This is a genomic window from Kitasatospora dryopteridis (genome assembly GCF_050749075.1).
Taxonomy (GTDB): domain Bacteria; phylum Actinomycetota; class Actinomycetes; order Streptomycetales; family Streptomycetaceae; genus Kitasatospora.
The window spans coordinates 1,642,331-1,668,335 of sequence record NZ_CP192749.1; the positions used below are offsets into that span (position 1 = coordinate 1,642,331).

At 75.3% G+C, this 26,005-nt stretch carries 22 protein-coding genes; 8 read left to right on the plus strand and 14 right to left on the minus strand.

The features are described 5' to 3' along the window. The first annotated feature begins 142 nt into the window (after positions 1-142). From mscL to ACQ614_RS07520, 5 genes are all read left to right on the plus strand, one after another. Positions 143-586, plus strand: coding sequence for a large conductance mechanosensitive channel protein MscL (gene mscL / locus ACQ614_RS07500; protein WP_431677610.1), 444 nt, complete (start codon positions 143-145; stop codon positions 584-586). A gap of 282 nt (positions 587-868) precedes the next feature. Further along, a complete protein-coding gene (locus ACQ614_RS07505) occupies positions 869-1,510 on the plus strand; it encodes a DUF6643 family protein (protein ID WP_431677611.1) in 642 nt (213 codons plus the stop codon). Positions 1,511-1,670: 160 nt separating this feature from the next. Further along, positions 1,671-2,564 carry an MOSC domain-containing protein gene (locus ACQ614_RS07510; protein ID WP_431677612.1) on the plus strand — a complete coding sequence of 298 codons (894 nt, stop codon included), beginning with the start codon at positions 1,671-1,673 and terminating at the stop codon, positions 2,562-2,564. A 121-nt stretch (positions 2,565-2,685) separates the two neighbouring features. Beyond that, complete coding sequence (locus tag ACQ614_RS07515; RefSeq protein ID WP_431677613.1) at positions 2,686-5,184, plus strand: right-handed parallel beta-helix repeat-containing protein; 2,499 nt, start codon at positions 2,686-2,688, stop codon at positions 5,182-5,184. Positions 5,185-5,258: 74 nt separating this feature from the next. Beyond that, a complete protein-coding gene (locus ACQ614_RS07520; RefSeq protein WP_431677614.1) occupies positions 5,259-6,083 on the plus strand; it encodes a DeoR/GlpR family DNA-binding transcription regulator in 825 nt (274 codons plus the stop codon). 111 nt (positions 6,084-6,194) lie between these two features. Here ACQ614_RS07520 and ACQ614_RS07525 read toward each other — a convergent pair whose 3' ends face one another. The 10 genes from ACQ614_RS07525 to ACQ614_RS07570 all read right to left on the minus strand — a co-directional run bounded on the left by ACQ614_RS07525 (position 6,195) and on the right by ACQ614_RS07570 (position 17,467). Then, entirely contained in the window at positions 6,195-7,298 is a 1,104-nt protein-coding gene (locus ACQ614_RS07525) for an endo-1,4-beta-xylanase (protein ID WP_431677615.1), read from the minus strand. Positions 7,299-7,517: 219 nt separating this feature from the next. Continuing rightward, positions 7,518-8,663, minus strand: coding sequence for an RNA polymerase sigma factor (locus ACQ614_RS07530; RefSeq protein ID WP_431683850.1), 1,146 nt, complete (start codon positions 8,661-8,663; stop codon positions 7,518-7,520). An 8-nt stretch (positions 8,664-8,671) separates the two neighbouring features. After that, a complete protein-coding gene (locus ACQ614_RS07535) occupies positions 8,672-9,079 on the minus strand; it encodes a YciI family protein (protein WP_431677616.1) in 408 nt (135 codons plus the stop codon). A 156-nt stretch (positions 9,080-9,235) separates the two neighbouring features. After that, on the minus strand, positions 9,236-10,342 hold the full coding sequence (locus ACQ614_RS07540; protein ID WP_431677617.1) for a PLP-dependent cysteine synthase family protein: 1,107 nt from the start codon (positions 10,340-10,342) through the stop codon (positions 9,236-9,238). A 186-nt stretch (positions 10,343-10,528) separates the two neighbouring features. After that, positions 10,529-13,093 (minus strand): ABC transporter permease, encoded by a 2,565-nt coding sequence (locus ACQ614_RS07545; RefSeq protein WP_431677618.1) that lies wholly within the window; start codon positions 13,091-13,093, stop codon positions 10,529-10,531. After that, positions 13,090-13,908: an ABC transporter ATP-binding protein gene (locus ACQ614_RS07550; protein WP_431677619.1), complete on the minus strand. Its 819-nt coding sequence runs from the start codon at positions 13,906-13,908 to the stop codon at positions 13,090-13,092. The genes ACQ614_RS07545 and ACQ614_RS07550 overlap by 4 nt, the downstream gene beginning before the upstream one ends. Then, entirely contained in the window at positions 13,905-14,189 is a 285-nt protein-coding gene (locus ACQ614_RS07555) for an SHOCT domain-containing protein (RefSeq protein ID WP_431677620.1), read from the minus strand. The genes ACQ614_RS07550 and ACQ614_RS07555 overlap by 4 nt, the downstream gene beginning before the upstream one ends. Before the next feature lie 401 nt (positions 14,190-14,590). Further along, positions 14,591-15,262, minus strand: a complete 672-nt coding sequence (locus ACQ614_RS07560; protein WP_431677621.1) for a response regulator — start codon at positions 15,260-15,262, stop codon at positions 14,591-14,593. Continuing rightward, positions 15,259-16,485, minus strand: a complete 1,227-nt coding sequence (locus tag ACQ614_RS07565) for a sensor histidine kinase (RefSeq protein WP_431677622.1) — start codon at positions 16,483-16,485, stop codon at positions 15,259-15,261. Before ACQ614_RS07565 ends, ACQ614_RS07560 begins: the two co-directional genes overlap by 4 nt. A gap of 118 nt (positions 16,486-16,603) precedes the next feature. Next, positions 16,604-17,467 carry a PhzF family phenazine biosynthesis protein gene (locus ACQ614_RS07570; RefSeq protein WP_431677623.1) on the minus strand — a complete coding sequence of 288 codons (864 nt, stop codon included), beginning with the start codon at positions 17,465-17,467 and terminating at the stop codon, positions 16,604-16,606. Between the two features lie 228 nt (positions 17,468-17,695). Between ACQ614_RS07570 and ACQ614_RS07575 the strand changes: the two genes are divergently transcribed. Continuing rightward, positions 17,696-17,908 (plus strand): hypothetical protein, encoded by a 213-nt coding sequence (locus tag ACQ614_RS07575; RefSeq protein ID WP_431677624.1) that lies wholly within the window; start codon positions 17,696-17,698, stop codon positions 17,906-17,908. A gap of 53 nt (positions 17,909-17,961) precedes the next feature. On the opposite strand, the gene ACQ614_RS07580 is transcribed toward ACQ614_RS07575, so the two are convergent. Beyond that, positions 17,962-18,354, minus strand: coding sequence for a RidA family protein (locus tag ACQ614_RS07580; RefSeq protein WP_431677625.1), 393 nt, complete (start codon positions 18,352-18,354; stop codon positions 17,962-17,964). Between the two features lie 73 nt (positions 18,355-18,427). On the opposite strand from ACQ614_RS07580, the gene ACQ614_RS07585 reads away from it, so the two are divergent. Further along, positions 18,428-19,342: a LysR family transcriptional regulator gene (locus ACQ614_RS07585; RefSeq protein ID WP_431677626.1), complete on the plus strand. Its 915-nt coding sequence runs from the start codon at positions 18,428-18,430 to the stop codon at positions 19,340-19,342. A 16-nt stretch (positions 19,343-19,358) separates the two neighbouring features. On the opposite strand, the gene ACQ614_RS07590 is transcribed toward ACQ614_RS07585, so the two are convergent. Beyond that, positions 19,359-19,778 carry a VOC family protein gene (locus tag ACQ614_RS07590; protein ID WP_431677627.1) on the minus strand — a complete coding sequence of 140 codons (420 nt, stop codon included), beginning with the start codon at positions 19,776-19,778 and terminating at the stop codon, positions 19,359-19,361. A 191-nt stretch (positions 19,779-19,969) separates the two neighbouring features. Next, positions 19,970-21,154, minus strand: coding sequence for an ROK family protein (locus tag ACQ614_RS07595; protein WP_431683851.1), 1,185 nt, complete (start codon positions 21,152-21,154; stop codon positions 19,970-19,972). Positions 21,155-21,378: 224 nt separating this feature from the next. Between ACQ614_RS07595 and ACQ614_RS07600 the strand changes: the two genes are divergently transcribed. Further along, complete coding sequence (locus tag ACQ614_RS07600) at positions 21,379-22,647, plus strand: MFS transporter (protein ID WP_431677628.1); 1,269 nt, start codon at positions 21,379-21,381, stop codon at positions 22,645-22,647. An 89-nt stretch (positions 22,648-22,736) separates the two neighbouring features. On the opposite strand, the gene ACQ614_RS07605 is transcribed toward ACQ614_RS07600, so the two are convergent. Further along, positions 22,737-25,937, minus strand: coding sequence for a hypothetical protein (locus tag ACQ614_RS07605; protein WP_431677629.1), 3,201 nt, complete (start codon positions 25,935-25,937; stop codon positions 22,737-22,739). Positions 25,938-26,005: the final 68 nt, after the last annotated feature.

Consider the following 26,005-nt stretch of genomic DNA (forward strand, 5'->3'; position numbering starts at 1 on the left):
GCCTGCGGTACGACGACTGGGCGGAACGGGTGACGGCGGTTGGACCGCGGGCCGCCCGCCTCGGCAGGATGCCGGTCGGGCCCTGCGGGGCCCGGCCGGGCCGCGTCGGGCGCGGCCCTACGCACTCTCGAGGAGTCACCCGGTGTTCAAGGGATTCCGCAGCTTCCTGCTGCGCGGCAACGTCGTCGACCTGGCGGTCGGCATCGTCATCGGGGCGGCCTTCACGGCCGTGGTGACGGGCTTCGTGACGGCGTTCCTGACTCCGCTGATCGGCATCGCCAGCGGTGCGGTCGGGGACTACAGCAAGGAGGCGTTCACCGTCGCCGGCACGGTGTTCCCGTACGGGGCGTTCCTCAACGCGCTGATCAGCTTCGTGCTGATCGCCGCGGTGATCTACTTCGCCGTGGTGCTGCCGGTCGGCCGGCTGCAGGCGCGGTTCGAGCCGCGCAAGGACGTGCCGGTGGCGAAGACCGACTGCCCCGACTGCCTGAGCACGGTTCCGGCCGCGGCCGTCCGCTGCGCGCACTGCACCTCGGAGCTGGCCGGCCGGCCGGGGTTCCCGGCGCAGCCCGTCCACGTGCGCTGACCGGCGGTTTCGCGACCGGCGTCCGGCCGGGTGATCCGCAGGGCGTGCGGGGTGCTCCGCACGCCCTCCGGTTCGGACGGCGCAGGGTCCGTCGGATCGATGCCGCCGGTTCGCCCGGCGTTCGACCGGTGGTCAGGCCCGGATGATGGCCTGAAGTGGCCGAGGATATGTCGTATTTGCCTACTTTCGAGCCTTTCGATCGAGCGAAGACTGTGTGAACGGTCGAAATCCCACCTCTTCCACTCTCCTCAGCAGGCACGTTGTGGGCTTACGGTATGCCCCATGACCTCGCCCCGCTCCTACGACGGAGTCGGCTACCCCTCTCCGTCTTTTTCCTCCGGCACGCCCATCTACGACAGCCTCGTCGCAGAACGCGGTGTCCCGCAGATCGCGCCCATCAACGTGCCGGCGGCCCTGCCCCCGGCCACCTACGGCTCCGGCTACAGCAGCAGCTACGGCAGCGGTTACGGCACCGGCTTCGACAGCCCGGCCGCCTCCAACCTGCCCGCCCTGCCGCCGGCCCGCCTCGCCCTGGGCCCCGGCCCCAGCAGCGGCCCCGCCACCTCGTACATCCCGGCGCAGTCCGCGCCGTCGATGTACGGGTCGGCGCCGCAGCCGGCCGTCCCCGGGTACGGCGGCCAGCAGCCGTACCTCCCCCCGCAGCGTCCGCAGGCGCCGGCCCTCCAGTCGCCCCAGGGCGGCTACCAGGCCGGCCAGAGCTTCGGCGGCCAGAACAGCTTCGCGTCGGCACCGACCGGGATGACCGGCCAGTTCGGCGCGCAGGGTTTCGGCCAGGGCCAGCAGCAGGGTTTCGCCGACCAGAGCTTCGGCGGCAACCAGCTGCGCCCGGCGGCACCGGTCGCCCCGGTCCGTCCCGTCCAGCAGCAGTACCCCGGCCCCGCGTACTACCCGCAGGCCGGCTGACCGCACCCGCACCACCCCGGCGAACGAGGGCGCCGGGGGAGCAGGCACCGAGGTCTTCCTCCGGGGGCCGTCCGGACCGCCGCACCAGGCGGACCGGGCGGCCCCCGTGCATTCCCGGCCGCGGCACCGGAGCACTGTCGGCGGCTGGCAGGATGGGGGCATGCCGCAGCTGACAGCGCTCCACGTCTACCCCGTCAAGTCGACCTACCGGCTGAGCCCCGACAGTGCCCGGGTGGAACCGTGGGGCCTCGCCGGGGACCGCCGCTGGATGCTAGCCGGCCCGACCGGCCGCGCCGTGACCCAGCGGGACGAGCCGTCCCTCGGCCAGTACCGGACCCAGCCGCACCCCGACGGCTCGCTGACCGTCACCGACCCGTCCGGAGCGACGATCGACATCCCCGTGCCCGGCACCGCCGCCGGCGACCAGGCCGCGCAGGGCGACGTCTTCGGTACCCTGTTCCCCGCGGTCGAGGCGGCCAAGGAGGTGCAGACCTGGTTCGCCGAGCGGCTCGGCGACGTCCGCCTGCTGCACCTCGAGGCCCCGGCCACCGGCCGGCAGATCGACCCCGAGTACGGCCGGCCCGGCGAGACCACCAGCATGGCCGACGGCTACCCGCTGCTGCTCGCCACCACCGCCTCGCTGGACGCGCTCAACGGGCACCTCGCCGCGGACCACCCCGACGGCGACCGGCGGGCCGAGCCGCTGCCGATGGAGCGCTTCCGCCCCAACCTGGTCGTCTCCGGCACCGAGCCGTGGGCCGAGGACGGCTGGCGCCGGATCAGGGTCGGCGAGGTGGTCTTCCGGGTCGTCAAGCCGTGCGGGCGCTGCGTGGTCACCACCACCGACCAGGAGACCGGCGAGCGCCGCGGGCCCGAGCCGCTGCTGACGCTCGGCCGCCGCCGGCGGTTCGGCAAGAAGCTGGTCTTCGGTCAGAACCTCATTCCGGAGCGCCCGGAGGGGGCCGTCGGCGACGTCCTCGGCACCGTCCGGGTCGGCGACGAGGTCACCGTGCTGGAGGAGGGCCCGCGCCCGCGGCCCGACACCCGGCGCTGACCGGCACCGCGCCGACGCCCACTCGTTGTAGTGCGCGGACGGCGCCCCTGCCGCAGCGGGCACCCGCGCAGGCGGCCGACCATCCGCAGGGCCGATGACGAAGGTGGGGACGACAGACCGCATGACAGAGCTCAGGGTCCGGGTCACGCAGGACAGCGGGTCCCGCTGGCGCCGCCGCGCCGGCGAGTACGACACGCTCCGGGAAGCCCTGGAGGCCGCCGAACCCGGCGACACCGTGACCGTGCGGCCCGGCACCTTCCGCGAGGCGGTGCTGCTCGACAAGGCGGTCACCGTCCTGGCAGCCGGAGGCCCCGGCAGCGTCCGGATCAACCCGCCGGCCGGCGTGCCGCTCACCGTCACCGCCGCCGCCACCGTGCAGGACCTCACCGTCGAGGGCTCCGACCGCTCGCTGCCCGCCGTCCTCGTCACCGCGGACGGCGCCAGGCTGAACACCTGCCGGATCGACACCCAGGCCTCGGCCGGCGTCGAACTCGCCGAGGGCGCCTCCGCCGTCCTGCGCGGCTGCACCGTCGCCAACCCGGCCGGCCTCGGCGTACGGCTGCGCGCCGGCGCCCGGGCCGGACTGCAGGAGTTGGAGGTGTCCGCCGCCGGCCAGGCCGGGATCGCCGTGCTCGGCGGCGCCGCCGCCGTGCTCGACCGCTGCCGCATCCACCACGCCGGCGGCGCCGGACTGCTGCTCACCGGCACCGGCAGCGGCGCCGAACTCACCGGCTGCGAGATCTACGAGATCCGCGGCAGCGGCGTCCAGGCCGAGGACGGCGCCGTCGGCCGGCTCACCGACTGCACCGTGCACCGCGTCACCGGCAACGGCCTCACCCTGGACAGCGAGGCCGAACTGCTGCTCACCGGCTGCCGCATCCACGATCTGCCGGAGAACGCCGCCGACCTGCGCGGCCGCGCCCGGCTGCGGCTCGAACGGTGCACCCTGCACGGCTTCGGCCGCGGCGCCCTCTCGGTCTGGGACGCAGACACCGAGGTGGAGGCCGAGGGCAGCGAGATCCACTCCGCGGGCGGCGACTACCCGGCGCTCTGGGTGAGCGACGGCGCCCGGGTCTCCCTCGCCGACTGCTCGCTGCACGACCTGCCGGACGCCCTGTTCGTCCTCGACCGCGACTCCCGGGCGAGCGCCGCCGACTGCTCGTTCAGCCGCATCCGCTCCTCCGCGGTCTCGGTGAGCGGCGGCGCCACCGCCGACCTGACCGACTGCCGTATCCAGGAGGCGGGCACCGGGCTGTGGTTCCGCGACCACGGCAGCGGCGGACTGCTGACCGGCTGCGAGATCGCCGACGTCGCCACCGGCGTGATCGTCGCCAAGGGCGCCGACCCGGTGCTGCGCGAGTGCACCGTACGCGGCGCGGGCGACGCGGGCGTGTACGTCTCCGCCCAGGGCCGCGGCACCTTCGAGGACTTCCGGGTCTCGCACGGCCGCGGCTTCGGCTTCCACGTCATCGACGGCTGCCGCACCGTGCTCACCCGCTGCCGGGCGGAGCAGAACGGGCGGGCCGGTTTCGAGTTCTCCGAGGCGGGTCCGGTCACCGAGGGCTGCGTCTCGGACGACGTGCCCCCGCCGCCGCCCGCATTCCCGCTGCCGCGCGCCGCACTGCCCGCCGCCCCCTCCCCCTCCTTCTCCGGGACGCTCGCGCCTCCGCCGCCGCTGGTGCCACCCGGTGTGCCCGGGCTGGGGCTCGGCACTGCCGCCGGACTGCCCGGCCCGGCGCTCGTACCGGCCACCGCCCGGCTGACCAGCGCCGGGCCCGCCCTCACACCCGCCGCGATCGCCCCGATCCCGGACTGCCGCCCCGCCGACGAGGCGCTCGCCGACCTGGACGCCCTGATCGGCCTGGCCACCGTCAAGCAGGAGGTGCGCACCCTGATCGACCTGATCACCGTCGGCCGGCGCCGCCGCCAGGCCGGGCTCAAGGCGCCCTCGCTCCGCCGCCACCTGGCCTTCGCCGGCGCCCCCGGCACCGGCAAGACCACCGTCGCCCGGCTGTACGGCGAGATCCTGGCCGCGCTCGGCGTGCTGCAGCGCGGCCACCTGGTGGAGGTGGCCCGGGTCGACCTGGTCGGCGAGCACATCGGCTCCACCGCGATCCGCACCGCGGCCGCCTTCGACCGGGCCCGCGGCGGCGTGCTCTTCATCGACGAGGCGTACGCGCTGGCGCCGGAGGACGGCGGCCGGGACTTCGGCCGGGAGGCCATCGACACCCTGGTCAAGCTCATGGAGGACCACCGGGACGAGGTCGTGGTGATCGTCGCCGGGTACACCGCCGAGATGGAACGCTTCCTGGCCGCCAACCCCGGCCTGTCCTCACGCTTCTCCCGCACCGTCACCTTCCCCGACTACAGCGCCGACGAACTGCTGGAGATCGCCCGCGCGCAGTGCGCCGAGCACGAGTACGAGCTGGCCGAGCCCACCGAGAAGGCCCTGCGGGAGCACTTCGCCTCGCTGGAGCGCGGCCCGGCGTTCGGCAACGGCCGGACCGCCAGGCAGGTGTTCGAGACGATGGTGGAACGGCACGCGATGCGGGTCGCCCAGCTCGCCGACCCGTCCACCGAGGAGCTGCAGCTGCTCGTCCCCGAGGACCTGCCCGTCTGAGCCGGTCCTCGTACCGCGCGGGCGCCGGACGGCTTCGACCGCTCCCGGCCGTCGCACGCCGGTCACGTGCAAGGATGGGCCGGGAGACGACCCGAGGAGAACCCGTGACCGACAACGCCCAGCTGCTCGCCGAACAGCGCCGTGCGCTGATCCTCGACGAGGTCCGGCGGCGCGGCGGCGTCCGGGTCAACGAGCTCACCAAGCAGCTGAACGTGTCCGACATGACGATCCGTCGGGACCTCGACGCGCTGGCCCGCTCCGGCGCGGTCGAGAAGGTGCACGGCGGGGCGGTGCCGGCCGGGCAGGCCCGCACCCACGAGCCCGGCTTCGAGGCGAAGTCGGCGCTGGAGCTGTCCGCCAAGGAGCAGATCGCCCGCGCCGCCGCCCGGCTGGTCTCCCCCGGGTCGGCGATCGCCCTCTCCGGCGGCACCACCACCTACGCCCTCGCCCGGCAGCTGACCGGGATCGAGCGGCTCACCGTGGTCACCAACTCGGTGCGGGTCTCGGACGTCTTCGAGCAGGCGCAGCGCGGCGGCGGCCCGGCCGCGACCGTGGTGCTCACCGGGGGCGTCCGGACGCCGTCCGATGCGCTGGTCGGGCCGGTGGCGGACCGGACGATCCGCGAGCTCCGCTTCGACCTGCTCTTCCTCGGCACCCACGGCATCTCGCCGGAGGCCGGGCTGACCACGCCCAACCTGGCGGAGGCGGAGACCAATCGGGCCCTGGTGGCCTCCGCCCGCCGTACGGTGCTGGTGGCCGACCACACCAAGTGGGGCACGGTCGGGCTGTCCACCTTCGCGGAACTGGCCGAGGTCGACACCTGGGTCACCGACGCCGGCCTGCCGGCCGAGGCGGCGGCCGCCGCCCGGGAGCTGATCGGCGAGGTCGTCCTGGCCTGAGACCGACCGGCACATGGGCGCCGCGACGCCGCCCCCCGTGTGCCGGTCGGTCTGGGCTGTTCCGGTCGGTCTAGGCCGGGCGGCCGGCGTACGGCCCTCCAAGCCGGCCGGTCAGCCGCGGCCGGCGAGCCGGAGGTCCTGGCTGAGCGCCGTGTACGCGGGCTTGGGCCGGTAGTCCTCGGTGAGGATGTTCGCCGAGCCCTGGCCGGAGAAGGTGCCGGGGACCCAGGAGTACTTGTCGGTGAAGCCCCACACCGTGAAGTCGGTGCAGTGCTCGGTGAGCAGGCAGCCCTGCAGCAGCACGCTGTATCCCTCGGCCTGCGCCTCGGTCTTGGTGGCGTCGGCGGGGAGCACCATGCGGACGTCGGCCTCGGTGATCGCGGTGTCGAGGCCAAGGTCGTCGAAGCGCCGCAGGTTGTCGGCGATGTCGTGCGGGGCCGGGTACTGGACGGCGAGGTGGCCCTGGACGCCCACGCCGTCGATCGGCACACGCTGCTTCTTCAGCTCGGTGACCAGGGCCAGGAGGGCCGTGCTCTTCGCGTTGACGCCCTCGATGTTGTAGTCGTTGATGTACAGCTCGGCCTTGGGGTCGGCCTCGTGGGCCCAGCGGAAGGCGTCCGCGATGTAGCCGGGGCCGAGGTTGCGCAGCCAGATGCTGTCGCGCAGGGTGCCGTCGTCGTTGAAGGCCTCGTTGACGACGTCCCACTGCCAGATCCTGCCCTTGAAGTGGGTGACCTCGTCGGTGATGTGGCGGTGCAGGATCTCGCGGAGCTCGTCGGGGGTGAAGGTGCCGGTGGTGAGCCAGGCGGGCAGCTGGCTGTGCCAGACCAGGGTGTGGCCGCGGACGAGCTGGCGGTTGTCGCGGGCGAAGTCGATCAACTCGTCGGCGGGGCCCCAGGTGTAGCTGCCCCGGGTGGCCTCGACCGCCTCCCACTTCATGACGTTCTCCGGGGTCACCGAGGAGAACTCGCCTGCGGCCTCGGCCCGGTACGGCGCGTCGGCGGCCAGGGCCGACATGTCGACGGCGGTGCCGATCCGGATGCCGGCCCGGCGGCCGAGCTCGCCGAGGGTGCGGGGTGCGCCGTCCTCCGCCCGGCCGGTCGAGGTGCCGTCCTCGCCTCCGGTGGCGGCCGAGGCGGTGGGCAGGGCCAGCAGGGAGACGGCCAGGGCTGCGGCAGCGGCGCCGGCGAGCGCGGCACGAGTCGCCTTGATCACGGGGAGTCCCTTCGCGTGGGGTGGGGTTACGAAAGCCAGTTCTACGAAAACTTTCGATACCAGGTTCGCAAGTTTCAGGAAACCTAGGCCCCGAGTTTCGGCACGGTCAATCCCCGTGCACCGAAAAAGTCAGGGAGAGCTGAGGACTCCTCAGGAAGGGGCGCGCAGAACGCCCCGGCACGCGGTGATCCGCGCACGTCGCCGCCCGGGAACGGCCCGTCAGCGGCGCCGGCGGGCGTTGAGCCTGGCGGCCTGGCGCACCAGGTGGTCGCGCTCGGCGAGATTGGGCGCCCGGTGGGCCGCCTCGGCGTACAGCCGGGCGGCCGTGGCGATGTCGCCGTCGCGCTCGTGGAGGTGCGCCGCCACCGCGGTGTGGCGGGGCAGCGACTCGTCCAGCGCCGCGAGCGCCGCCAGCCCGGCGCGCGGCCCGTCGGCCTCGCCGACGGCGACCGCACGGTTGAGCCGGACGACCGGGCTGTCGGTCAGGCGGACGAGCTCGTCGTACCACTCGACGATCTGCACCCAGTCGGTCTCCCCGGCGGTGGGCGCGTCGGCGTGCAGTGCCGCGATGGCGGCCTGGGCCTGGAACTCGCCCAGCCGGTCGCGGGCGAGGGCCGCCTGCAGGATCTCGACGCCCTCGGCGATCGACGCGGTGTCCCACCGGCCGCGGTCCTGCTCGGCGAGCGGCACCAGGCTGCCGTCGGGCGCCGTCCGGCCAGCACGCCGGGCGTGGTGGAGCAGCATGAGGGCGAGCAGCCCCGCCACCTCGGGGTGGTCGACCCGGGCCGCGAGCTGCCGGGTGAGCCTGATGGCCTCGGCAGCGAGGTCGACGTCGCCGGAGTAGCCCTCGTTGAAGACCAGATAGAGGACGCGCAGCACGGTGGCGACATCGCCGGGCCGGTCGAACCGCACGCCGGAGACGGTGCGCTTGGCCCGGCTGATCCGCTGCGCCATGGTCGCCTCGGGCACCAGGTACGCCCGGGCGATCTGGCGGGTGGTCAGCCCGCCGACGGCGCGCAGCGTGAGGGCGACGGCGGACGCCGGCGTCAGCGACGGGTGGGCGCACAGGAAGTAGAGCCGGAGCGTGTCGTCCACCCCGGACGCGGGCCCGGGCGCCGGCTCCTCGTCGACGAGATCCTCGCGCCGGCGGCGGGCGGTGTCCGCCCGGGTCGCGTCGAGGAACTTGCGCCAGGCCACGGTGACCAGCCAGCCCTTCGGGTCCCGGGGCGGGTCGTCCGGCCAGACGCGGACCGCCTCGAGCAGCGCGTCCTGCACGGCGTCCTCGGCCGCCGCGAAGTCGGCTCCGCGGCGGACGAGGATGCCGAGCACGCTCGGCGTGAGGCTCCGGAGCAGGGCCTCGTCCATGGGTGGGGTCACTCCGTGATGGTGGGCGGCGCCGACAGGAACGGGCGCAGCTCGAGCCACTCGTGGATCGGCTTCCCGCCCGCTCCGGGGGCGGCCGACAGTTCTCCGGCGAGCTCGACGGCGCGCTCGTAGCTGTCGACGTCGATCACCATCCAGCCGGCGATGAGGTCCTTGGTCTCGGCGAACGGGCCGTCGGTGACCGGCGGGCGGCCCTCGCCGTCGTACCGGACGAACGTCCCCTCGGGGGCGAGCGCCTGACCGTCGACGAACTCGCCGGTCTGCTCCAGCCGGGCCGCGAAGTCGCTCATGTACTGCATGTGCGCCGAGATCTCCTCCGGCGTCCACTGGTCCATCGGCACGTCGTTCACCGCAGCCGGGGCGCCGCGGTAGTGCTTGAGCAGCAGGTACTTGGCCATGGTGCTCCTCCTCGGTGCTGGTGCGACCCATTGTGGTCGCGTTCACCGCAGGGACGGAGCCGGCCACGGGTTCTCGACATCGCCGGCCGGGATTTTTTCGGCCGCTCGTGGCTCCGGCTCCGGTGGGCGGCGCGGGTGCGCCGCCCCGCCGTTCGGTCAGCCCAGGCCGATCGACGATCCGTCGAGGAATCCGTCGAGTTCGGCGACGTAGGCGGTGATGTCGATGCCCTGCTCGGCGAGCCAGGCGTCGGAGTAGTACTTGTCGAGGTAGCGGTCGCCCGGGTCGCAGATGAGCGCGACCACGCTGCCCGTCCGGCCGGCGGCGCGCATCTCGGCGACGATCCGCAGGGCGCTCCAGAGGCCGGTGCCGGTGGAGGCGCCGGCCTTCTTGCCGAGGACCCGCTCCAGCACGCGGACGGCCGCGATCGAGGCGGCGTCGGGGACCTTCATCATGCGGTCGACGGCGCCCGGCACGAAGCTCGGCTCCATCCGGGGGCGGCCGATGCCCTCGATCCGCGAACCGCTGGTGCAGGTCGCGTCCGGGTCGTGGTTGACCCAGCCGTCGAAGAAGCAGGAGTTCTCCGGGTCGGCCACGCAGATCCGGGTGTCGTACTGCATGTAGTGCACGTACCGGGCGATGGTCGCGGAGGTGCCGCCGGTGCCCGCGGTGGCGACGATCCAGGCCGGCTCGGGGTGCGGCTCAAGGCGCAGCTGGGCGAAGACGGACTCGGCGATGTTGTTGTTGCCGCGCCAGTCGGTGGCGCGCTCGGCGTAGGTGAACTGGTCCATGTAGTGGCCGCCGGTCTCCTCGGCGAGCCGGGCGGACACGTCGTAGACCTCGCAGGGGTCGTCGACGAGGTGACATCGGCCGCCGTGGAACTCGATCAGCTCGATCTTGGCCCGGCTGGTCGTCCGGGACATCACCGCGATGAACGGGACGCCGATCAGCTTGGCGAAGTACGCCTCCGAGACGGCGGTCGACCCGCTGGACGCCTCGATGACCGGCTTGCCGGGTCTGATCCAGCCGTTGCAGAGGCCGTACAGGAAAAGCGAGCGGGCCAGCCGGTGCTTGAGGCTGCCGGTGGGGTGGGTGGACTCGTCCTTGAGGTAGAGGTCTATGCCCCACTCGTCGGGGAGCGGGAAGCGCAGCAGGTGCGTGTCGGCGGAGCGGTTGGCGTCCGCCTGGACCCTGCGCACGGCCTCCTTGAGCCAGGCGCGGTACTCCGGGTCGGAGCGGTCCACGTCCACGGTGTGCAGAGCCATCGCGAGCCTCCCTTGTCCTGACGACGTCACCCCCACCAAGCGTAACAGGTGACTACGATAAGTGACTGTTACCGCATCTCCAGCGAACCCTTATCGACCGCCACAGTGGTTACGGACGGGCGCAGCGGCACCACTCACCGCTGCGCCCGTCCTGCGCCCGTCCTGCGTCCGACCCGAGGGGGCCGGTCAGTCCGCGGCGATCGCCCGCAGCACGTCCAGCCTGGCCGCCCGGCCGGCCGGGCGCAGCCCGGCGACCGCGCCGGCCACCAGGCCGGCCAGCAGCACCACGGCGAGCCGCCCGGGCGGGAGGGCGAAGGAGCCGGTGCCCGCGCTGTCGGAGGCCCGGACCAGGGCCCACCCCAGGAAGGCTCCGAGGCCGAGGCCGCCGACCGTGCCGAACGCCGCGACCAGCACCGACTCCCAGCGGACCATCGAACGCAGCTGGCCCCTCGTCTGCCCGACCGCCCGCAGCAGGCCGAGCTCCCGGGTGCGCTCGTGCACGGACAGCGTCAGGGTGTTGGCGATGCCGAGCAGGGCGATCAGGACGGCCAGCGCCAGCAGGGCGTAGACCACGGAGAGCATGGTGTCGACGCCGCCCGCGGCGCTCGCCGCGTACTCGTCGCGGTCCTGCACCTGCGGTTTGCCGAAGCCGTCCGCGACGTGCTGCACCGCTGCCTTGCCCTCGGCGAAGGAGACGCCCGGCTTCAGGGCCACCGCCACCAGGGTGTCGCTGTCCTGGACCCGGTGCGGCGCCCAGGCCTGGCGGGTCATCAGGTAGTCGCCGGCCACGCCGCCGCCCTGGTACAGCGCCCGGACGGTGAACGGCTGCGTGCCGTCAATGAAGGCGACGGAGACCGTCGAGCCCAGCTGCCATCCGCGCTCGGCCGCCTCGCTGCGGGAGACGGCGAGGCCGTCGATGCCCAGGGCGGCGAGGTCGCCGTCCACCCGGCCGAGGTCGACCACGCCGGGCAGCCGGGCCGGGTCGGTGATGTCCAACTCCCGGCCGTGGCCGTCGATCCGGGCGACGCCCCGGCCGAGGCCCACGGCCTGCTCGACCTCGGGCAGGCCGCGCACGGCCTCGGCGAGCTTCGGGCTGACGCCGCTGCCGCCGGCGCCGAAGGCGGGCGCGGTGACCGCGAGGTCGCCCGCGAAGGAGCGGTCGACGGTGTCGTCCAGCGTGGCGCGGATCGAGGCGGCGAAGACGGTGAACAGCGTCACCACGGCGACGCCGACCATCAGCGCGGTCGCGGTGGCCGCCGTCCGCGAGGGGTTGCGGGCCGCATTGCGCCGGGCCAGGGCACCGCTGACGCCGCGCAGCCGGGGCAGCGGGGCGCCGAGCACCCGGACGGCCACCGCGGCCGCCACCGGGCCGAGCACGACCGTGCCGGCCAACGCGGCCATCGCGCCCGCGGTGGTCATGGCCACCGACGGCCCGTTGGTGGCACCGGCCACCGCCACAGGCACCCCGCCCACCAGCAGGGCCGCGCCCAGTGCTGCACGGACCCGGCCGGAGCGGCCGCTCGCCGCGTCGTCCACCGAGCTCTCGCGGAGCGCCGCCAGCGGGGCGGTGCGGCCGGCCCGGACGGCCGGCAGCAGGGCGGAGCCCAGGGTGACCACGACACCGACGGTGAGCGGCAGGACGACGGAAGCCCCGGCGATCACCATCCCGCCGGTGGGCAGCGAGAAGCCGAGGGCCGCGAACAGCGCCTTCAGCCCGGCCGCCACCCCGATGCCGCCGGCCAGGCCAGCCGCCGAGGCGACCACCGCGACGACGGCCGCCTCCGCCAGGGTGCCGCCGAGGACCTGGCGGCGGCTCGCGCCGAGCGCCCGGAGCAGCGCGTTCTCCCGGGTCCGCTGCGCCACGACGATGGCGAAGGTGTTGTGGATGGTGAAGGTGGCGACCAGCAGCGCGATCCCGGCGAAGACCAGCAGCAAGGTGGTGAACATGGTCAGGAAGCGGCCGGAGACGTCCGCGGTGGACTCGGCGGTCGCGGCCTGGCCGGTCAGTGCCTCGACACCGGTCGGCAGCACCGGCTTCACCCGGTCGACGAGCTGTTGCTGCGTCAGGGGGTCGGAGCGGAGCCGGATCGCCGAGGCCTGGCCCTCGCCCTTGGGGGTGAGGTACTTCTCGGCGTCGGCGAGGGTCAGGCCGGTGAAGGTGGACGGGCCCATGCCGTCCGCGTCCGCGCCGAAGGTGGCGATGCCGACGACGGTGATCCGCACCGGGTCGGGGGTGCGCAGCACGGTGCTGTCGCCGATGTGCAGGTCGCCGGCCTTCGCGGCGCCGCGGTTGACGACCGCCTCGCCGGGTGCGGAGGGTGCCCGCCCCTCGGCCAGCCGGTAGGGGTTGAGGGTGCCGTCGGCGAGCCAGTTGCCGGCCAGGGTGGGCGGGCCCTTGCCGCCGACCGGCTCCCCGTTCCGTCCGACGAGCTGGCCGGCGCCCTGGACGGACGGCTCGGCGGCGCTCACCCCGGGCACCGTCCGCAGCCGGTCGGCGAGGGCCGTGTCCACCGGCGCGCGGACACCGCCGGGGACGTTCTGGGCCGGCAGCACGTCGGCGCTGCGGACGACCGCGCCGGTGCCCGCGTTGGCGTCGGTGAAGAGGGTGTCGAAGTTGGCCCGCAGGGTGTCGCCGAGCACCATGGTGCCGGTCAGGAAGGCGACGCCGAGCAGGACGGCGAGCACGGTGCCCACCAGCCGGCGCCGGTGGGCGCGGGCCGAGCGGAGACCGATCCGCAGGGCGGTGTTCATCCTCGCTCACTCCTCCGGAGGGTGGCGGCCCCGGTGGGGCCGGGTGCGGCGGGGCCGATGAACGCGGGGCTGGGTGCGGTGTCGAACGCCTTCATGCGGTCGAGCACCCGGTCGGCGGTGGGCGCGTCCATGCTGTCGACCAGTCGGCCGTCAGCGAGGAACAGCGCCTGGTCGGCCCAGCCGGCGGCGCCCGGGTCGTGGGTGACCATCACCACGGCCCGGCCCATGGTGTCGACGGCCTGCCGGAGCAGGCCGAGGACCTCGGCGCCCGAGCGGGAGTCCAGGTTGCCGGTCGGCTCGTCCGCGAAGACCACCTGCGGCAGGCCGGCCAGCGCCCGGGCCACGGCGACGCGCTGCTGCTGGCCGCCGGACAGCTCGGACGGCCGGTGCTGCAGCCGGTCGCCGAGGCCGACCACGTCGATCAGGGCGTCCACCCAGTCCCGGTCGGGTGCCGTGCCGGCCAGGTCCAGCGGGAGGGTGATGTTCTCCCGGACGGTGAGGGTGGGCACCAGGTTGAACGACTGGAAGACGAAGCCGATGCGCTCGCGGCGCAGCTCGGTCAGCCGGCGGTCGTTGAGGGTGCCGAGCTCGGTGCCGCCGATGTAGGCGCTGCCGGCGGTGAGGGTGTCCAGGCCCGCGGCACAGTGCATCAGGGTGGACTTGCCGGAGCCGGACGGGCCCATGATGGCGGTGAACCGCCCGGCCGGGAACTCCACCGAGACGTGGTCCAGGGCGCGGACCTGCGTCTCGCCGATGCCGTACAGCTTGACCGCGTCGGCGACCCGGGCGGCGGCGTGCAGCTCGACGACGGTCATCGTGCACCGCCGGTGCGCTTGTCCGCCTCGGTCAGCACCGCGCGCCTGGCCCGGTACTCGTCGGCGTCGATCTCCCCGCGGGCGTACCGGTCGCCGAGGGTGGCGAGCGGGCTGCCGCCGTGCCATCGGCCGCCGGGGCCGTGGCCGCCGCGCCAGACCGTACGGCGCAGGATCAGCATCACCAGGAGGATCACGGCAGCCCAGGCCAGCGGGATCAGCAGGATCCACGGGCCGGGCCAGGGGCCGTAGGCGTGTGCGAGCAGGGTGTCCACGGTGTCCATCTCCTCGATGCAGGGCTGTGGCGGGACTGCATCGAGCGTCCCGCCCGGGGCCTGCCCTGCGCGTCGTCCGGCCAGCGGCACCTGCGGTACTCCCGCCGTAGTACCCGTGGCGGTGCCGGGGCGTGCCGGCGCAGTAGAGCGCACAGCGGGAGGCACGCCGGGCGGCGGCACGGGCGCGTGCCGGGGTGAGGAGGGGGGCGAGGGACAGCAGGACGGCAAGGGCGGCAGTGGCGGGCGGGTGTGCCGCCCGGTGGAGGGTTCGCATGCGGTGAAGTCTTCTCCGCCGCCGGGGCCGTCACCATCCCGCCTGCATGAGTGTTCGTCCTGAACCCTGCACCACCACGGGCCCTGCAGCCAGGGACAGCACCGGCCCTGCAGCCGGCGACGGCACGGGCCGCGGCCTACCCCAGCCAGCCGGGCCTGACGAGGCCCGACTCGTAGGCGAGGACGACCAGTTGGGCCCGGTCGCGGGCACCGAGCTTCACCATGGCCCGGCTCACATGGGTCTTGGCGGTGAGCGGGCTGACGACCAGTCGGCGGGCGATGTCGTCGTTGGAGAGCCCCAGCCCGACCAGGGCGAGCACCTCCCGTTCGCGGTCGGTGAGGGCGGCGAGCGCCTCCGATCCGCCCGTCTGCGGGGACTTGGAGCGGGCGGCGAACTCGCCGATCAGCCGCCGGGTCACGCCCGGGGACAGCAGGGCGTCGCCCGCCGCGGCCACCCGTACGGCGCGGAGCAGTTCGGCCGGTTCGGTGTCCTTCACGAGGAACCCGGCGGCACCGGAGCGGAGCGCCTCGAAGACGTACTCGTCGAGCTCGAAGGTGGTCAGCACGACCACCCGGACGGCGGCCAGCGCCGGGTCGGAGCCGATCCGGCGGGTGGCCTCCAGACCGTCGAGCCGGGGCATCCGGATGTCCATCAGCACCACGTCGGGGTGCAGTTCGGCGGCGAGTGCGACGGCCTGCCCGCCGTCGTCGGCCTCGCCGACCACCTCGAGGTCGGGCTGGGCGTCCAGCAGGGCGCGGAATCCGGCCCGCACCAGCACCTGGTCGTCCGCCAGCAGTACCCGGATCACGCGTCCTCGCCTCCCGCCGGACCGCCCGACGGTGCCGGACCGCCCGGCGCCGCCGTCGGCAGCCACGCCCGCACCCGGAAGCCGCCTTCTGCCCGCGGCCCCGCCTCCAGGGTGCCGCCGGCCGCAGACACCCTCTCCCGCATGCCGATCAGCCCGCTGCCCGACCCTCCGGGCTCCCCCGCCCCCGCCGGGCCGGGGTCCTCGACCTGGACGGCGAGCCCCTCGGGCGACCACTCCAGCAGCACGTCGGCGCTGCGTGCCGCCGAGTGCCGGATGACGTTGGTGAGTGCCTCCTGGACGATCCGGAAGGCGGTCAGGTCCAGCCCCTGGGGTAGCGGCCGGGCGGTGCCGCGGCTGCGTACGGCGACCGCGAGCCCGGCCTGGCGGGCCTGTTGGGCGAGCTCGTCCAGCCGGTCGAGGCCGGGGGCGGGGCTGCGCGGGGCCGCGGCGTCCGGGCCGCGCAGGGTGCCGAGCACCTGCCGGACCTCGCCGAGCGCCTCCTTGCTGGCGGCCTTGATGGTGGTCAGCGCCGTCCTGGCCTGCTCGGGCCTGCTGTCGAGCAGTTCCAGGGCGACCCCCGCCTGGACGTGGATGAGCGAGATGCTGTGCGCCAGGATGTCGTGCAGTTCGCGGGCCATCCGCAGCCGTTCCTCGTCGATCCGGCGGCGCTGGGCCTGCTCGGCGGCGGCCCGGACGGCCTCGATCCGCTCGGCCCGGAAGCGCAGGATCTCCGCGACCGCGATCACCAGCAACAGCCAGGCGGCGACGCCGAGTTCCTGCCAGCCGGTCGGCCGGGAGTCCGGTCCGCGCACCCAGTCCGCGGGCAGGACGTAGGAGATCAGCAGGTGGGCGGTGTAGAAGGCACCCGCGCAGGCCCAGGCGGCCCGGCGGTGGCCGCGCTGAACGGCCACGCAGACGGCCACCACCAGGCTGATGAAGACCGGCCCGTACGGGTACCCGGCGAACAGGTAGGCGACGGTGACGGCGGTGGTGCCGACCACGACGGCGACCGGCCGGCGCTGCCGGAAGACCAGCAGCGCCGGCCCGAGCAGGAGCAGCAGGTAACCGAAGGCGTCCAGCGGCAGGCGCCCGGCCTGGTGCCGGGCCGCCGCGCTCGTCCCGACCGTCTGGGCGACCGCGACCAGCACCGAGGACGCGACCGGCCAGCCCGCCTTCGAAGCGCGGACCCACGGCGGCTGCCAGGGCGGGGGTTCCTCGGTCATGCCGGGAAGGCTAGCCGCCGAACCGCCGCCCGGGCGTCAGCCTGCCGGGGTGGGCGCGCCTACTCCCTGCGTAGTACGGGCGCGGAGGAAGGCCGCGGAGAACGGCCGCCGGCGCCGGTCACCGCTCCGGGTCGGGGATGCGCACCGCGGCGCCGCTCACCCGCACCCGCCGCTCGCCCTCGCGCAGTTCGACGCTGAGCAGCCCCGGGCGGCCGAGGTCCTCGCCCTGGTGCAGGGTGAGGACGGCCTGACCCAGGCCCTCCAGCTCGCTCAGGTACGCGCCGAACGCGGCGGCGGCCGCACCGGTGGCCGGGTCCTCCACGACCCCGCCGACCGGGAAGGGGTCGCGGACGTGGAAGACGGTGTCCGAGACGCGGTGCACCAGCTGGACGGTGGTCAGGTCGAGCCGGGTCATCAGCCGGGCCAGCCGGTCGAAGTCGTACGCGAGGTCGGCGAGCCGCTTGCGGGTGGCGGCGGCGAGCACCAGGTGCCGGGCACCGGCGTAGGCGATCCGCGGCGGCAGCGTCTCGTCCAGGTCGTCGGCGCTCCAGTCGAGAGCGGCCAGTGCCTCGGCCACGTCCTCCTCGGCCGCCGGCTCGACGGAGGGCTCGACGCTGGTGAGCGTGGCGATCAGCCCGCCGTGCGGACCGGCGGCGACGTCGACCGGCACCGGGCCCGCCTTGGTCTCGAAGATCAGCGGGCCGGGACCGATCCGCTCGGCGAGCGCCACCGCCGAGGCGATGGTGGCGTGGCCGCAGAACGGCACCTCGGCCAGCGGACTGAAGTACCGCGCCTCGTACGTCCGTTCACCCGCCCTGGTGAGGAAGGCGGTCTCGGAGTAGCCGAGCTCGGCGGCCACCGCGAGCCGGGTGTCGTCGTCGATCCCTGCCGCGTCGGGCACGACGCCGGCGGGGTTGCCGCCGGACGGGTCGGTGGTGAACGCGGCGTAGCGCAGGACCTGGGTGTCGGAAGGAAGCGTCATGCCCGCTGAACGCCCGGGGCAGGCCGGTGATTCCCGCCGACCGAACGCCCCCGGACTCGTCCCGGACTCGTCCGGACCGCCCGCCCCGTAACACCGCCGGGCGCACGGTCACCGGCCTGTAACCTCCGGTCGTCGATCGGCCATGAGAGTGAGACTCACCTGCAAACCTGGTGTCATGACGGCACGTCATCCTTGAGGTCAGAGGTAATCGACCGAAAGGAACTCAGAATGAGCGACTACTCCGTGCTCGTTGCAGCCCTCGTCGAGCTGTCCGGCCACCGCGACCTCGGCATCGGTGCGCCGGTCGCGGTGAGCGGCCACGAGGCCGACCGGCTCGCCAGCCTGGCCCGGGGCAGCAGTGAACCTCCCGCCGATCGGCCGGCCCCGCTGCTGCGGCTGCTGCGCCGCCGCACCGTGGGCCGCCTCGGCTACTCGGTCTGAGCCGCTCCCCGTCCGTTCGACGACCCGACGTCCCACAACCGGCCCGCCGCCGATCAGTCGATGGCGGGCCGCCGTGCGTCCACCTCGATCTCCACCTTCATCCGGGGGTCGGCGAGACCGCAGACCATCATGGTGGCGGCCGGGCGGACGGTGCCGAACGCGCTGCGCAGCACCGGCCAGATGGGCTCGAAGTCCGCGCGGTCCGGCAGCAGGTAGCGCACCCGGACGACGTCGGCGAGGGTGCAGCCCGCCTCGGCGAGCGCCGCGGTGATGTTCCGCAGGCACTGCTCGGCCTGCTCCACGACGTCCTCGGAGACGGTCATGGCGGTGTAGTCGAAGCCGGTGGTGCCGGAGACGTGCACCCGGTCGCCGTCCACCACCGCCCGGGCGTAGCCGATCTGCTCCTCGAAGAGGGAGCCGCTGAGGATCGTCCGTCGCTGCGTCATGGCCCCGACCGTAGGCAGGCCTGCAGCGATACGTCCAATACGCCGCAGCAGCCCTCGTGATATCTCTCGGCGTATGGATGACGGCCGCCCGGAGCTCGCACTGAACCAGCTGCACGCCTTCGCCGTGCTCGCCGAGGAGCTGCACTTCGGGCGGGCCGCCGAGCGGCTGGGCATTGCGCAGCCGCCGCTGAGCCAGCAGATCCGGCGGCTGGAGGACCGCATGGGCCATCCGCTGTTCCTCCGGGAACCGGGGCGGGTCGCGCTCACGGCGGCGGGCGAGGAACTGCTGCCTGCGGCACGGCGGGCCCTGGAGGAGGTGTCGGCCGGGCTGGCGGCGGCCCGCCGGGTCGCGGCGGGCGAGGCGGGACGGCTGCTGGTCGGCTTCGCGGCCTCCCTGGCACCGACCGTGCTGCCCGGCCTGCTGCGGGCCTTCCGGGACGGGCATCCCGGGGTGGAACTGGAGATCCGCGAGATGACCACGGCGCCGCAGGTGGCGGCGCTGCACGCGCACACGATCGACGTCGGCCTGATGCGCGAGCCGCCCGAGGACCCGGACCTGGTCGTCGAACCCCTGCCGTCGGAGGGCTTCGTCGCCGTGCTGCCGTCCGGGCATCCGCTGGCGGCCCGGCGGGTCGTCCCGGTGTCGGGCCTTGCGGCGGAACCGTTCGTCCTGCTGCCGCGGGCATGCGGGCCGACGGTCCACGACCGGATCGTCGGAGTGTGCCGGGAGGCCGGGTTCGAACCGCGGGTCGCCCAGCGGGCCGTGGAGTGGCAGACGGTGGCGGCGCTGGTCGGGGCCGGCTTCGGGGTGTCCCTGGCACCGGCCGGAGTGCGGCGGTTCCGGCTGCGCGGTGTCGCCTACCGCCGGATCTCCCCGGACACTGCCCGCACCTCCGTCGGCCTGGTGCACCGGCGCGGCGACCGCAGTCCGCTGGTCAGCCGCTTCGCGGCCGAAGCCCGCGCCCTGGCGGGCGGGGACCGGCCCTGAGGGCGTGCCCCGGCGATCAGCCGTAGTACCGGGCCTCCAGGACGTTCCCGTCCGGGTCGGCGAAGTAGTACGTCCGCGGCGCGATGCCGCGGGCACCGAACGACTTCTCCGCGTACGGGGTCACCGGGTGGCCGCCCGCCTCCAGCCGGGTCCGCAGCGCCTCGAAGTCGTCCTCGGACATCGCCAGGCAGACGTGGTTGGCCTTGTTGCCGGCGCTGCCGGCCGCGCCGGGAGCGGCGTTGAGCCGGGGTGCCACGGTCAGCGGCACCAGGTCGATCAGCGTGCCGGCCGTGATCCGCATGCTCACGAACGGCGCCTCGCCCGCCTCGTACTCGGCCAGCCGGACGGGCTCCAGCCCCACCACGTCGCGGTAGAAGCCCGCCGACCGCACCGGATCGGCCACCCACAGCACCACATGGTCCAGCTCGTACGACATCGGCCCGCCGCCCCTCTCCCCGCTTCGCGTCCCCGTCCATGGTGGCATCCGCGGTCGGCGGCGGCAGCGGATTCGGCCCGCCGAGCCCGACGCCCCGGGGCGCGACGGATCGCTCCGGCACCACCTGGCTGCGCCTGAAGGCCTGAGGCCGGCCGCCCTCCCCGACTCGTCGCGTCCGGCCCGCCGGTGCCTCAGCCGCGGCCCGCGTACACCGCCTGGGGGTCGTGCAGATAGGGCTGCCAGGCGAGTTCGGCGGCGCCGGCGAGACCGGCGTGGTCGACCTGGGCGGGCACGATCGGGACCCGTCCGCTGCGGCCCCACAGGCAGCGGTCGGCGACCACGGCGGCAAGCCGTTCGGGGGCGGCGGCGAGCAGGTCGAGGTGGAGCCCGCTGAGCACGATCCGGTCCGGGTTGAGGATGTTGACCAGGCCGGCCAGGCCGAGGCCGAGCCGGTCGACCACGTGGGCGACGGCCTCGGCGGCGCCGGGGTCGTCGGCGGCGGACCGGGCGAGCCGCCGGGCCTGGTCGAGCAGCGGCACGGCGGGGTCGGGCGTGCGGTCCGCGGCGACGAACAGCGCCTCCGGGTCGGTCTCCGCGTTGAGGCAGCCGCGGTTGCCGCACACGCAGCGCCGGCCCTGCGGGTCGACCGTCAGATGGCCGACCTCCAGGGCGAGTCCGGCGCTGCCGGTGTGCAGGCGGCCGTCGATGACCAGGGCGCCGCCGACGCCGCGGTGGCCGGAGGTGACCAGCAGCAGGTGCCGGGCGTCACGGCCGGCGCCGTGGCGGTGTTCGGCGAGGGCGGCCAGGTTGGCGTCGTTGGCGACGGCGCTGGGCAGCGGCGTGCGGGCCTTCGGACCGAAGTCCGCGCGCTGCACCTCCTGCGCGAACAGGTCGGCGACCGGGGTGCCGCTGGGCCAGGCGAAGTGCAGGGCGGCGAGCGCGGTGCCGTCCGGTTCGGTGACCGGGTTCGGGAGCGCCAGCCCGATGCCGAGGCAGCGGCGGGTGCTCGCACGGGCGAGCTCTGCACCGGCCTCGGCGACGGCGCGCAGCATCCGGACGGGGTCGGTCGCGTCGGGCAGCGCCAGGTAGCGGGTCTCCTCCAGACGGCCGCCGAGGCCGCCCAGGGCGACGCTCAGGCTGTCGGCGTGGATCTGGGCGGCGACCACGACCGGGCCGGCCGGGTTCACGGCGAGCCGGTGGGAGGGGCGGCCGCGGCCTCCGCCGGCCGGCCGGGAGTCGACGGTGATGAGCCCGAGGGCCTCGAGTTCGCCGGTGACGGAGCCGGCGGTGGCGCGGGTGACGTCGAGGGCGCTGGTCAGCGCGGAGCGGGTCGGCGCCCGCCCGGTGTGGATCAGTTCGAGGGCGGGGCCGAGCAGGCTGCGCCCCCGGTCGAGGGCCGGACGGCGGTGGTCGGCGCCCTGGCGGCGTTCCGCGGCGGCCGCGGACCGGACGTCGCCGGTGACCGCGGACCGGGTTTCGCCGGTGGCCGCGCGCGGGGCGTCGTCGGCGGTTCCGGCTGTCGGCAGTCCGTGCGGTTCCGTCGGTTCCGTGGGCTGCTGCGCACTTGTGGGTGAGGTCGGCACTCCTCTATTCTGACTTTGTGCCGCTACTGAACAAAACAGAAGCCCGCTCCTCCGCCGCCGACCCCCTCTCCGACACCGCCGCCACCGCGGTCCGCGCCCCGCGGACGTGGTCCGCCGCCCGACTCGCCCTCACCGCCTTCTTCGCGATCGACGGCTTCCTGTTCGCCGCCTGGGTGGTGCGCATCCCCGATGTGCGCGCCCAGGTGCACGCCTCGCACAGCGCACTCGGCCTGGCCCTGCTCTGCATCTCCGCCGGCGCCGTCGCCACCATGGCCCTCGTCGGACGGCTGTGCGTGCGGTACGGCAGCCGCAAGGTCACCGTCGGCTCGCTCGCCCTGCTGAGCCTCGCCGTGCCGCTCCCCGCGCACACCCACTCGGTGGCCGCCCTCGGCGCCGTCCTGCTGCTCTTCGGCGCCGGGTACGGCGCGGCCAACGTGAGCATGAACAGCGCCGCCGTCGACCTCGTCGCCCGGCTGCGACGCCCCGTCATGCCGAGCTTCCACGCCGGGTACAGCCTCGGCGGCCTGCTCGGCGCCGCGGTCGGCGGCCTGCTCGCCGGCACCTTCAGTGCCGCCTGGGCGCTCGCCCTCGGCGGGGTGCTCGGACTGGCCGTCACCGCCGCGGCCGGCGCCGTCCTGCTGCGGGACCGGGACGGCGACGCACCGGCGCCGGCCGTCACCGCGGCCACGGCCACGGCCGCGAGGGGCGCGGGCGCACCGGCCGCAGCGCCGCGGCACGCCCGGCTGCTGGTCGTCCTGCTCGGCCTGACCGCGCTCTTCACCGCGTACGGCGAGGGCGCCCTGGCGGACTGGGCCACCCTGCACCTGACGGACGACGTCCACGCGAGCGCCGGGACGGCCGCCGCCGGCTACGCCGCCTTCGCCTTCGCGATGACCGCCGGACGGGTCAGCGGCACCTGGCTGTCGATCCGGCTCGGCGCGACCCGGGTGATGCTCCTCGGTGGCCTCACCGCGGCCACCGGCATGATGGTCGCGGCGCTGGCCCCGTCGGTGACGGTGGTGCTCGGCGGCTTCGTCCTCGTCGGCATCGGCCTGGCCAACATCTTCCCGCTGGCGATCGGCCGCGCCGGGGCCACCGGCGGACCGCAGGGTGTGGCCACGGCCTCCGCCCTGGGCTACGCGGGCATGCTGATCGGCCCGCCGGTGATCGGCTTCCTCGCGGACGCAGTGGGGCTGCCGCTCGCACTGACCAGCGTCGCGGCGGCGGCCGCCCTGGCGGGTGTGCTCGCCCTGGTGGTGGGGCGGAGGCCGCACCGGGCGGCGTAGGACCGAGGCAGCGGCACTTCTCAAGGCGCTCGGGTGGCCGAGTCAGGGGCGCCGGGGGCGCCCCTGTGGGTTGCCCGGCTGCCTCGGCGTCAGCAGTCCGGGAGGAGGGCGGCTTCGGCCACGTCGGGGTCGGGGTGGTGCTGCCAGTGGCGGAGTTCCTCCTGAAGGGCTCCGTCGGCGGTGCAGCGTTCGTAGGCGGCGACCAGGCGTGCGCCGAGGAGGGCGGTCACCGGGCGGCCGTCTGCTCGGAGGCGCTCGGTGACGGTGCGTACTGCCGAAGGGTCGGGGTGACGCCCGTTCGGGAAGGCCGGTTCGGGCAGCCGAACCGGGCGGTCGCCGGCCAGGGCGATCACCCGGTCCCAGTGCTTCGGTCCGGTGTCGCCCGCCACGAGGGCGCCGACGGCGGCGCCCAGGGCAGCGGCGGTGGCGGCGGCCGGCAGTCCGGCGGCGGCAAGGGCGGACACCAGGGGTTCGAGCAGCGACGGAGGCAGGGCGTACTGCTGGTGCCGCCCGCCGAGCTCGGCCAGGCGCTGCCGGGTCCGGAGGTCGGTGCGGGCCTCGGCGGCGAGCCGTTCGACCAGCTGCGGCCAGCAGGCGGCGACGGCCGGGTCGGTGGGCCGTTCGGTGAACAGGGCGAGCGCGGCACGCCGGACCTCCGCCGGTTCGTCGGGCTCCAGCAACCGGTCGGCGGCGGCCCGCGCGACGTCCTCGTCCACGGAGGCCCGCCGGCGGGCGGCGGCGAAGGCCCGGACTGCGGACGCCGGGTCGGCCGAGCGCACCGCCGTACGGAGCAGGCTGTCGAACGGGCCCTGGCACGCCCGCGGCAGCCGGGTGTGGTTCACCCCGAGGACGGCCTCGCGGACCGCCTCCTCGCCGAGGTGCGCGGCCAGCCGCGGCAGGACGCCGGGCCGGTCGAGGTGGCGGGTGAGCGCCGCGCCGAGGACGGCCCGGACGTCGCGGTGCAGCCCGGGGTCGTCCCAGGTCCTGAGCGCCAGCTCGGCGGCGTCCCGGTCGGGCAGGCCGGCGAGTGCGCGGACGAGTTCCTTTGCGGTGCCGACGGCCAGCCCGGGCCGGGCCAGGTGCTCGGCCAGCAGCTGCTTGCCGGTGGCCTCGGGCAGCCGCCCGAGCACCTGGCGCACTCCGTGCACGGCGGCCCGGCCGCGGACTCCGCCGCCGAGGTGGCCGAGCAGGACGGTCAGCGCGGCCGCCGGTTCGGTGCGGGCGGCCAGCTGGAGCAGGGCCGCGGCGGCGACGGGCTGCGGGGCACCGGCGGCGAGTTCGGTGAGCTGCGCCGGGTCGGTGAGGACGGCTGCCGCCGCGGCGCGGACCGCGAGCGGTCGGCCGTCGTCGGCGGCGACCGGGCCGACCAAGGCGGTGTGCGCGGCGCGGGCCTGCCGGTCGGCGCCGTCCGGCAGCGCCGGCAGCCACGGCGCGCGGTCGCCGGGGCCGGCGGACACGGCCGCGGCCATGGCTGCGGGCAGCAGATCGGTGCGCCGTCGGGCGAGTACGGCGAACACCGCGTCGACCCGGGCGAACGCGGGGTCGGCCGTGAGCAGGGCCGCGCAGCGCTCCTCGCGTGTCGCGGGGTCGCGCAGCCAGAGCCGGGCGGCCCGGGCCGACAGCGCGGGCTGGTGGTCCCCGGTCAGGAAGTGCTCCAGCCGGGTGTCGACGGCGGGCAGCGGCGGGAGCAGTTCGGCGAGGGCGAGCCGGCGTTCGGGCCGGTCGAAGCCGGGGGCCGCGGACAGTCGGTCCCACACCGCCCGGGCACAGGGCCCGGAGAGGTCGAGCGGCGGTGCGGCGGCCGGTGCGCGGGGGTGTTCGCGCAGGTGCACGGCGAGCTCGGTGAGGGCGGCGGTCCGGTCGGCGTCGCCGTCCGCACCGGCGCGGCGGATCGTCCGGCGCAGCCAGGTGTCGGCGGCGGCCAGACAGGGTGCCGTGGAGTCGCGGGCCTGGGCGGTGGAGAGGGCGGCGTCCCGCAGGACCTTCTCCGGTGTGGCGGCGAGCAGGTGCTCCGGTGTCCTGGCCGCCTCCTGGAGGACGAGGGCACGTGCCTCGGGGTGGTCGTGCCATGCGCGTTCGAGTCCGAGCAGGACCCGTGCCCAGGTGTCCCGGCCTTCCCGGGCGGCGGTGCGCAACAGGGCGGTGCGGCCCAGCATGCGGGTGGTGTGGCGGTGGTGGTCAGCGAGGGCGGTGAGGCGTTCCTCGGACTGCTCGAGCGGGAGCAGTGCGAGGAGGTTCGCGGACACGTAGTGGCTGTCGCCCACGCGAGCGAGGTAGGGGGCGGTGGCCTCGGCCCGTTCCGCGGGGTCGAGGGTGAGCAGGGCGTTGATCTCGGGGCGGCGGGTGTTCGGCCGGGCGGCGAGGCGTTCGCGGACGAGCCGGGAGCGGGTGTCGGGATCGAGCAGCAGCAGGTACGGCTCGGGGGCCCAGGCCGTCCGGTCGAAGAGCGACCGGGAGGGCCGCGGGCGGCAGGTGTCGGCGAGGGTGCGCAGGTCGGCGGGCGGCAGGGCGCGGGCGGCGCGGAGTGCGCGGGCGGGGAGCGGTCCGGAGGGCAGGTGCAGCCGGGTGGCGGCGCCGGAGCGGATCACCGCGAGGACGGTCGCGGGCCGTTCGAGGAGGCGGGCGGCGGCTGCGGGCGGCAGCAGGTCGGGGGCGGTGGTGAGGAGGTGCTCGGCGGCGGCCCGGTCGCGGGCGGCCACCTCGGCGAGGCGTCCGCGCAGCCGGTGCGGGACCGGGCCGTCCGACTGCCGGGCGGTGTCGGCGAGCAGCCGGGCGACGGCGCGCGGCGCGGTGCGGGCCAGGGACTGCAGGACACCGTCGGGCGCCGGGAGCAGTGGCAGCCAGCGGTCGACGGCGGCCGGAGTGCAGGCGGGCAGCAGCCGGGCGGCCTCGGTGGCGTCGTAGCGGTCGCGGACCTCGGGCAGCAGCCGTTCGGCGAGCGCGTGCCGGCGGGCGCGGCGCAGCAGTCGGTACAGGTCGTGCCGGGTGTCGCGGGGTGCGGTGCGGGCGAGTCCGGCGAGCGCCCCGTCGGGGACGGGGAGGCGTCCGGCGGCGGCCAGGGCGCGGCGGGCGAGCAGCGGATCGGCGAGGGCCGCGGTGACCCTTCCGAGGTCGCGGCGGACGACGGCGAGGAAGAGGGCGGTGTGCCGGTCGTCCCGGTCGCCCGCGTCGAGTGCGGCGTGCAGTCGCTCGTACTGCCCGTCGGTGAGGGCCCGGCCGTGCTGCGCGAGTGCGGCGGCGCGTACGGGGCGGGGCAGGAGGTCGAGGTGCGGGGGGAGGATGTGTGCCATCGCGCTCACCGGGAGGTGGCGGCGCCGGCCTTTCGGGTCGTCATGGCGGTGATCGTGACAGCATGGCG

What these genes read in the sequence shown, in the direction of transcription:
- ACQ614_RS07515 (WP_431677613.1), top strand. Translation starts at nt 2,686, where the DNA reads ATGACAGAGCTCAGGGTCCGGGTCACGCAGGACAGCGGGTCCCGCTGG.
- ACQ614_RS07580 (WP_431677625.1), bottom strand. Translation starts at nt 18,354, where the DNA reads ATGACGCAGCGACGGACGATCCTCAGCGGCTCCCTCTTCGAGGAGCAG.
- ACQ614_RS07565 (WP_431677622.1), bottom strand. Translation starts at nt 16,485, where the DNA reads ATGACCGAGGAACCCCCGCCCTGGCAGCCGCCGTGGGTCCGCGCTTCG.
- ACQ614_RS07530 (WP_431683850.1), bottom strand. Translation starts at nt 8,663, where the DNA reads ATGGACGAGGCCCTGCTCCGGAGCCTCACGCCGAGCGTGCTCGGCATC.
- ACQ614_RS07550 (WP_431677619.1), bottom strand. Translation starts at nt 13,908, where the DNA reads ATGACCGTCGTCGAGCTGCACGCCGCCGCCCGGGTCGCCGACGCGGTC.
- ACQ614_RS07540 (WP_431677617.1), bottom strand. Translation starts at nt 10,342, where the DNA reads ATGGCTCTGCACACCGTGGACGTGGACCGCTCCGACCCGGAGTACCGC.
- ACQ614_RS07575 (WP_431677624.1), top strand. Translation starts at nt 17,696, where the DNA reads ATGAGCGACTACTCCGTGCTCGTTGCAGCCCTCGTCGAGCTGTCCGGC.
- ACQ614_RS07590 (WP_431677627.1), bottom strand. Translation starts at nt 19,778, where the DNA reads ATGTCGTACGAGCTGGACCATGTGGTGCTGTGGGTGGCCGATCCGGTG.
- ACQ614_RS07555 (WP_431677620.1), bottom strand. Translation starts at nt 14,189, where the DNA reads ATGGACACCGTGGACACCCTGCTCGCACACGCCTACGGCCCCTGGCCC.
- ACQ614_RS07510 (WP_431677612.1), top strand. Translation starts at nt 1,671, where the DNA reads ATGCCGCAGCTGACAGCGCTCCACGTCTACCCCGTCAAGTCGACCTAC.
- ACQ614_RS07585 (WP_431677626.1), top strand. Translation starts at nt 18,428, where the DNA reads ATGGATGACGGCCGCCCGGAGCTCGCACTGAACCAGCTGCACGCCTTC.
- ACQ614_RS07505 (WP_431677611.1), top strand. Translation starts at nt 869, where the DNA reads ATGACCTCGCCCCGCTCCTACGACGGAGTCGGCTACCCCTCTCCGTCT.
- ACQ614_RS07545 (WP_431677618.1), bottom strand. Translation starts at nt 13,093, where the DNA reads ATGAACACCGCCCTGCGGATCGGTCTCCGCTCGGCCCGCGCCCACCGG.
- ACQ614_RS07535 (WP_431677616.1), bottom strand. Translation starts at nt 9,079, where the DNA reads ATGGCCAAGTACCTGCTGCTCAAGCACTACCGCGGCGCCCCGGCTGCG.
- ACQ614_RS07520 (WP_431677614.1), top strand. Translation starts at nt 5,259, where the DNA reads ATGGGCCGGGAGACGACCCGAGGAGAACCCGTGACCGACAACGCCCAG.
- ACQ614_RS07605 (WP_431677629.1), bottom strand. Translation starts at nt 25,937, where the DNA reads ATGGCACACATCCTCCCCCCGCACCTCGACCTCCTGCCCCGCCCCGTA.
- ACQ614_RS07570 (WP_431677623.1), bottom strand. Translation starts at nt 17,467, where the DNA reads ATGACGCTTCCTTCCGACACCCAGGTCCTGCGCTACGCCGCGTTCACC.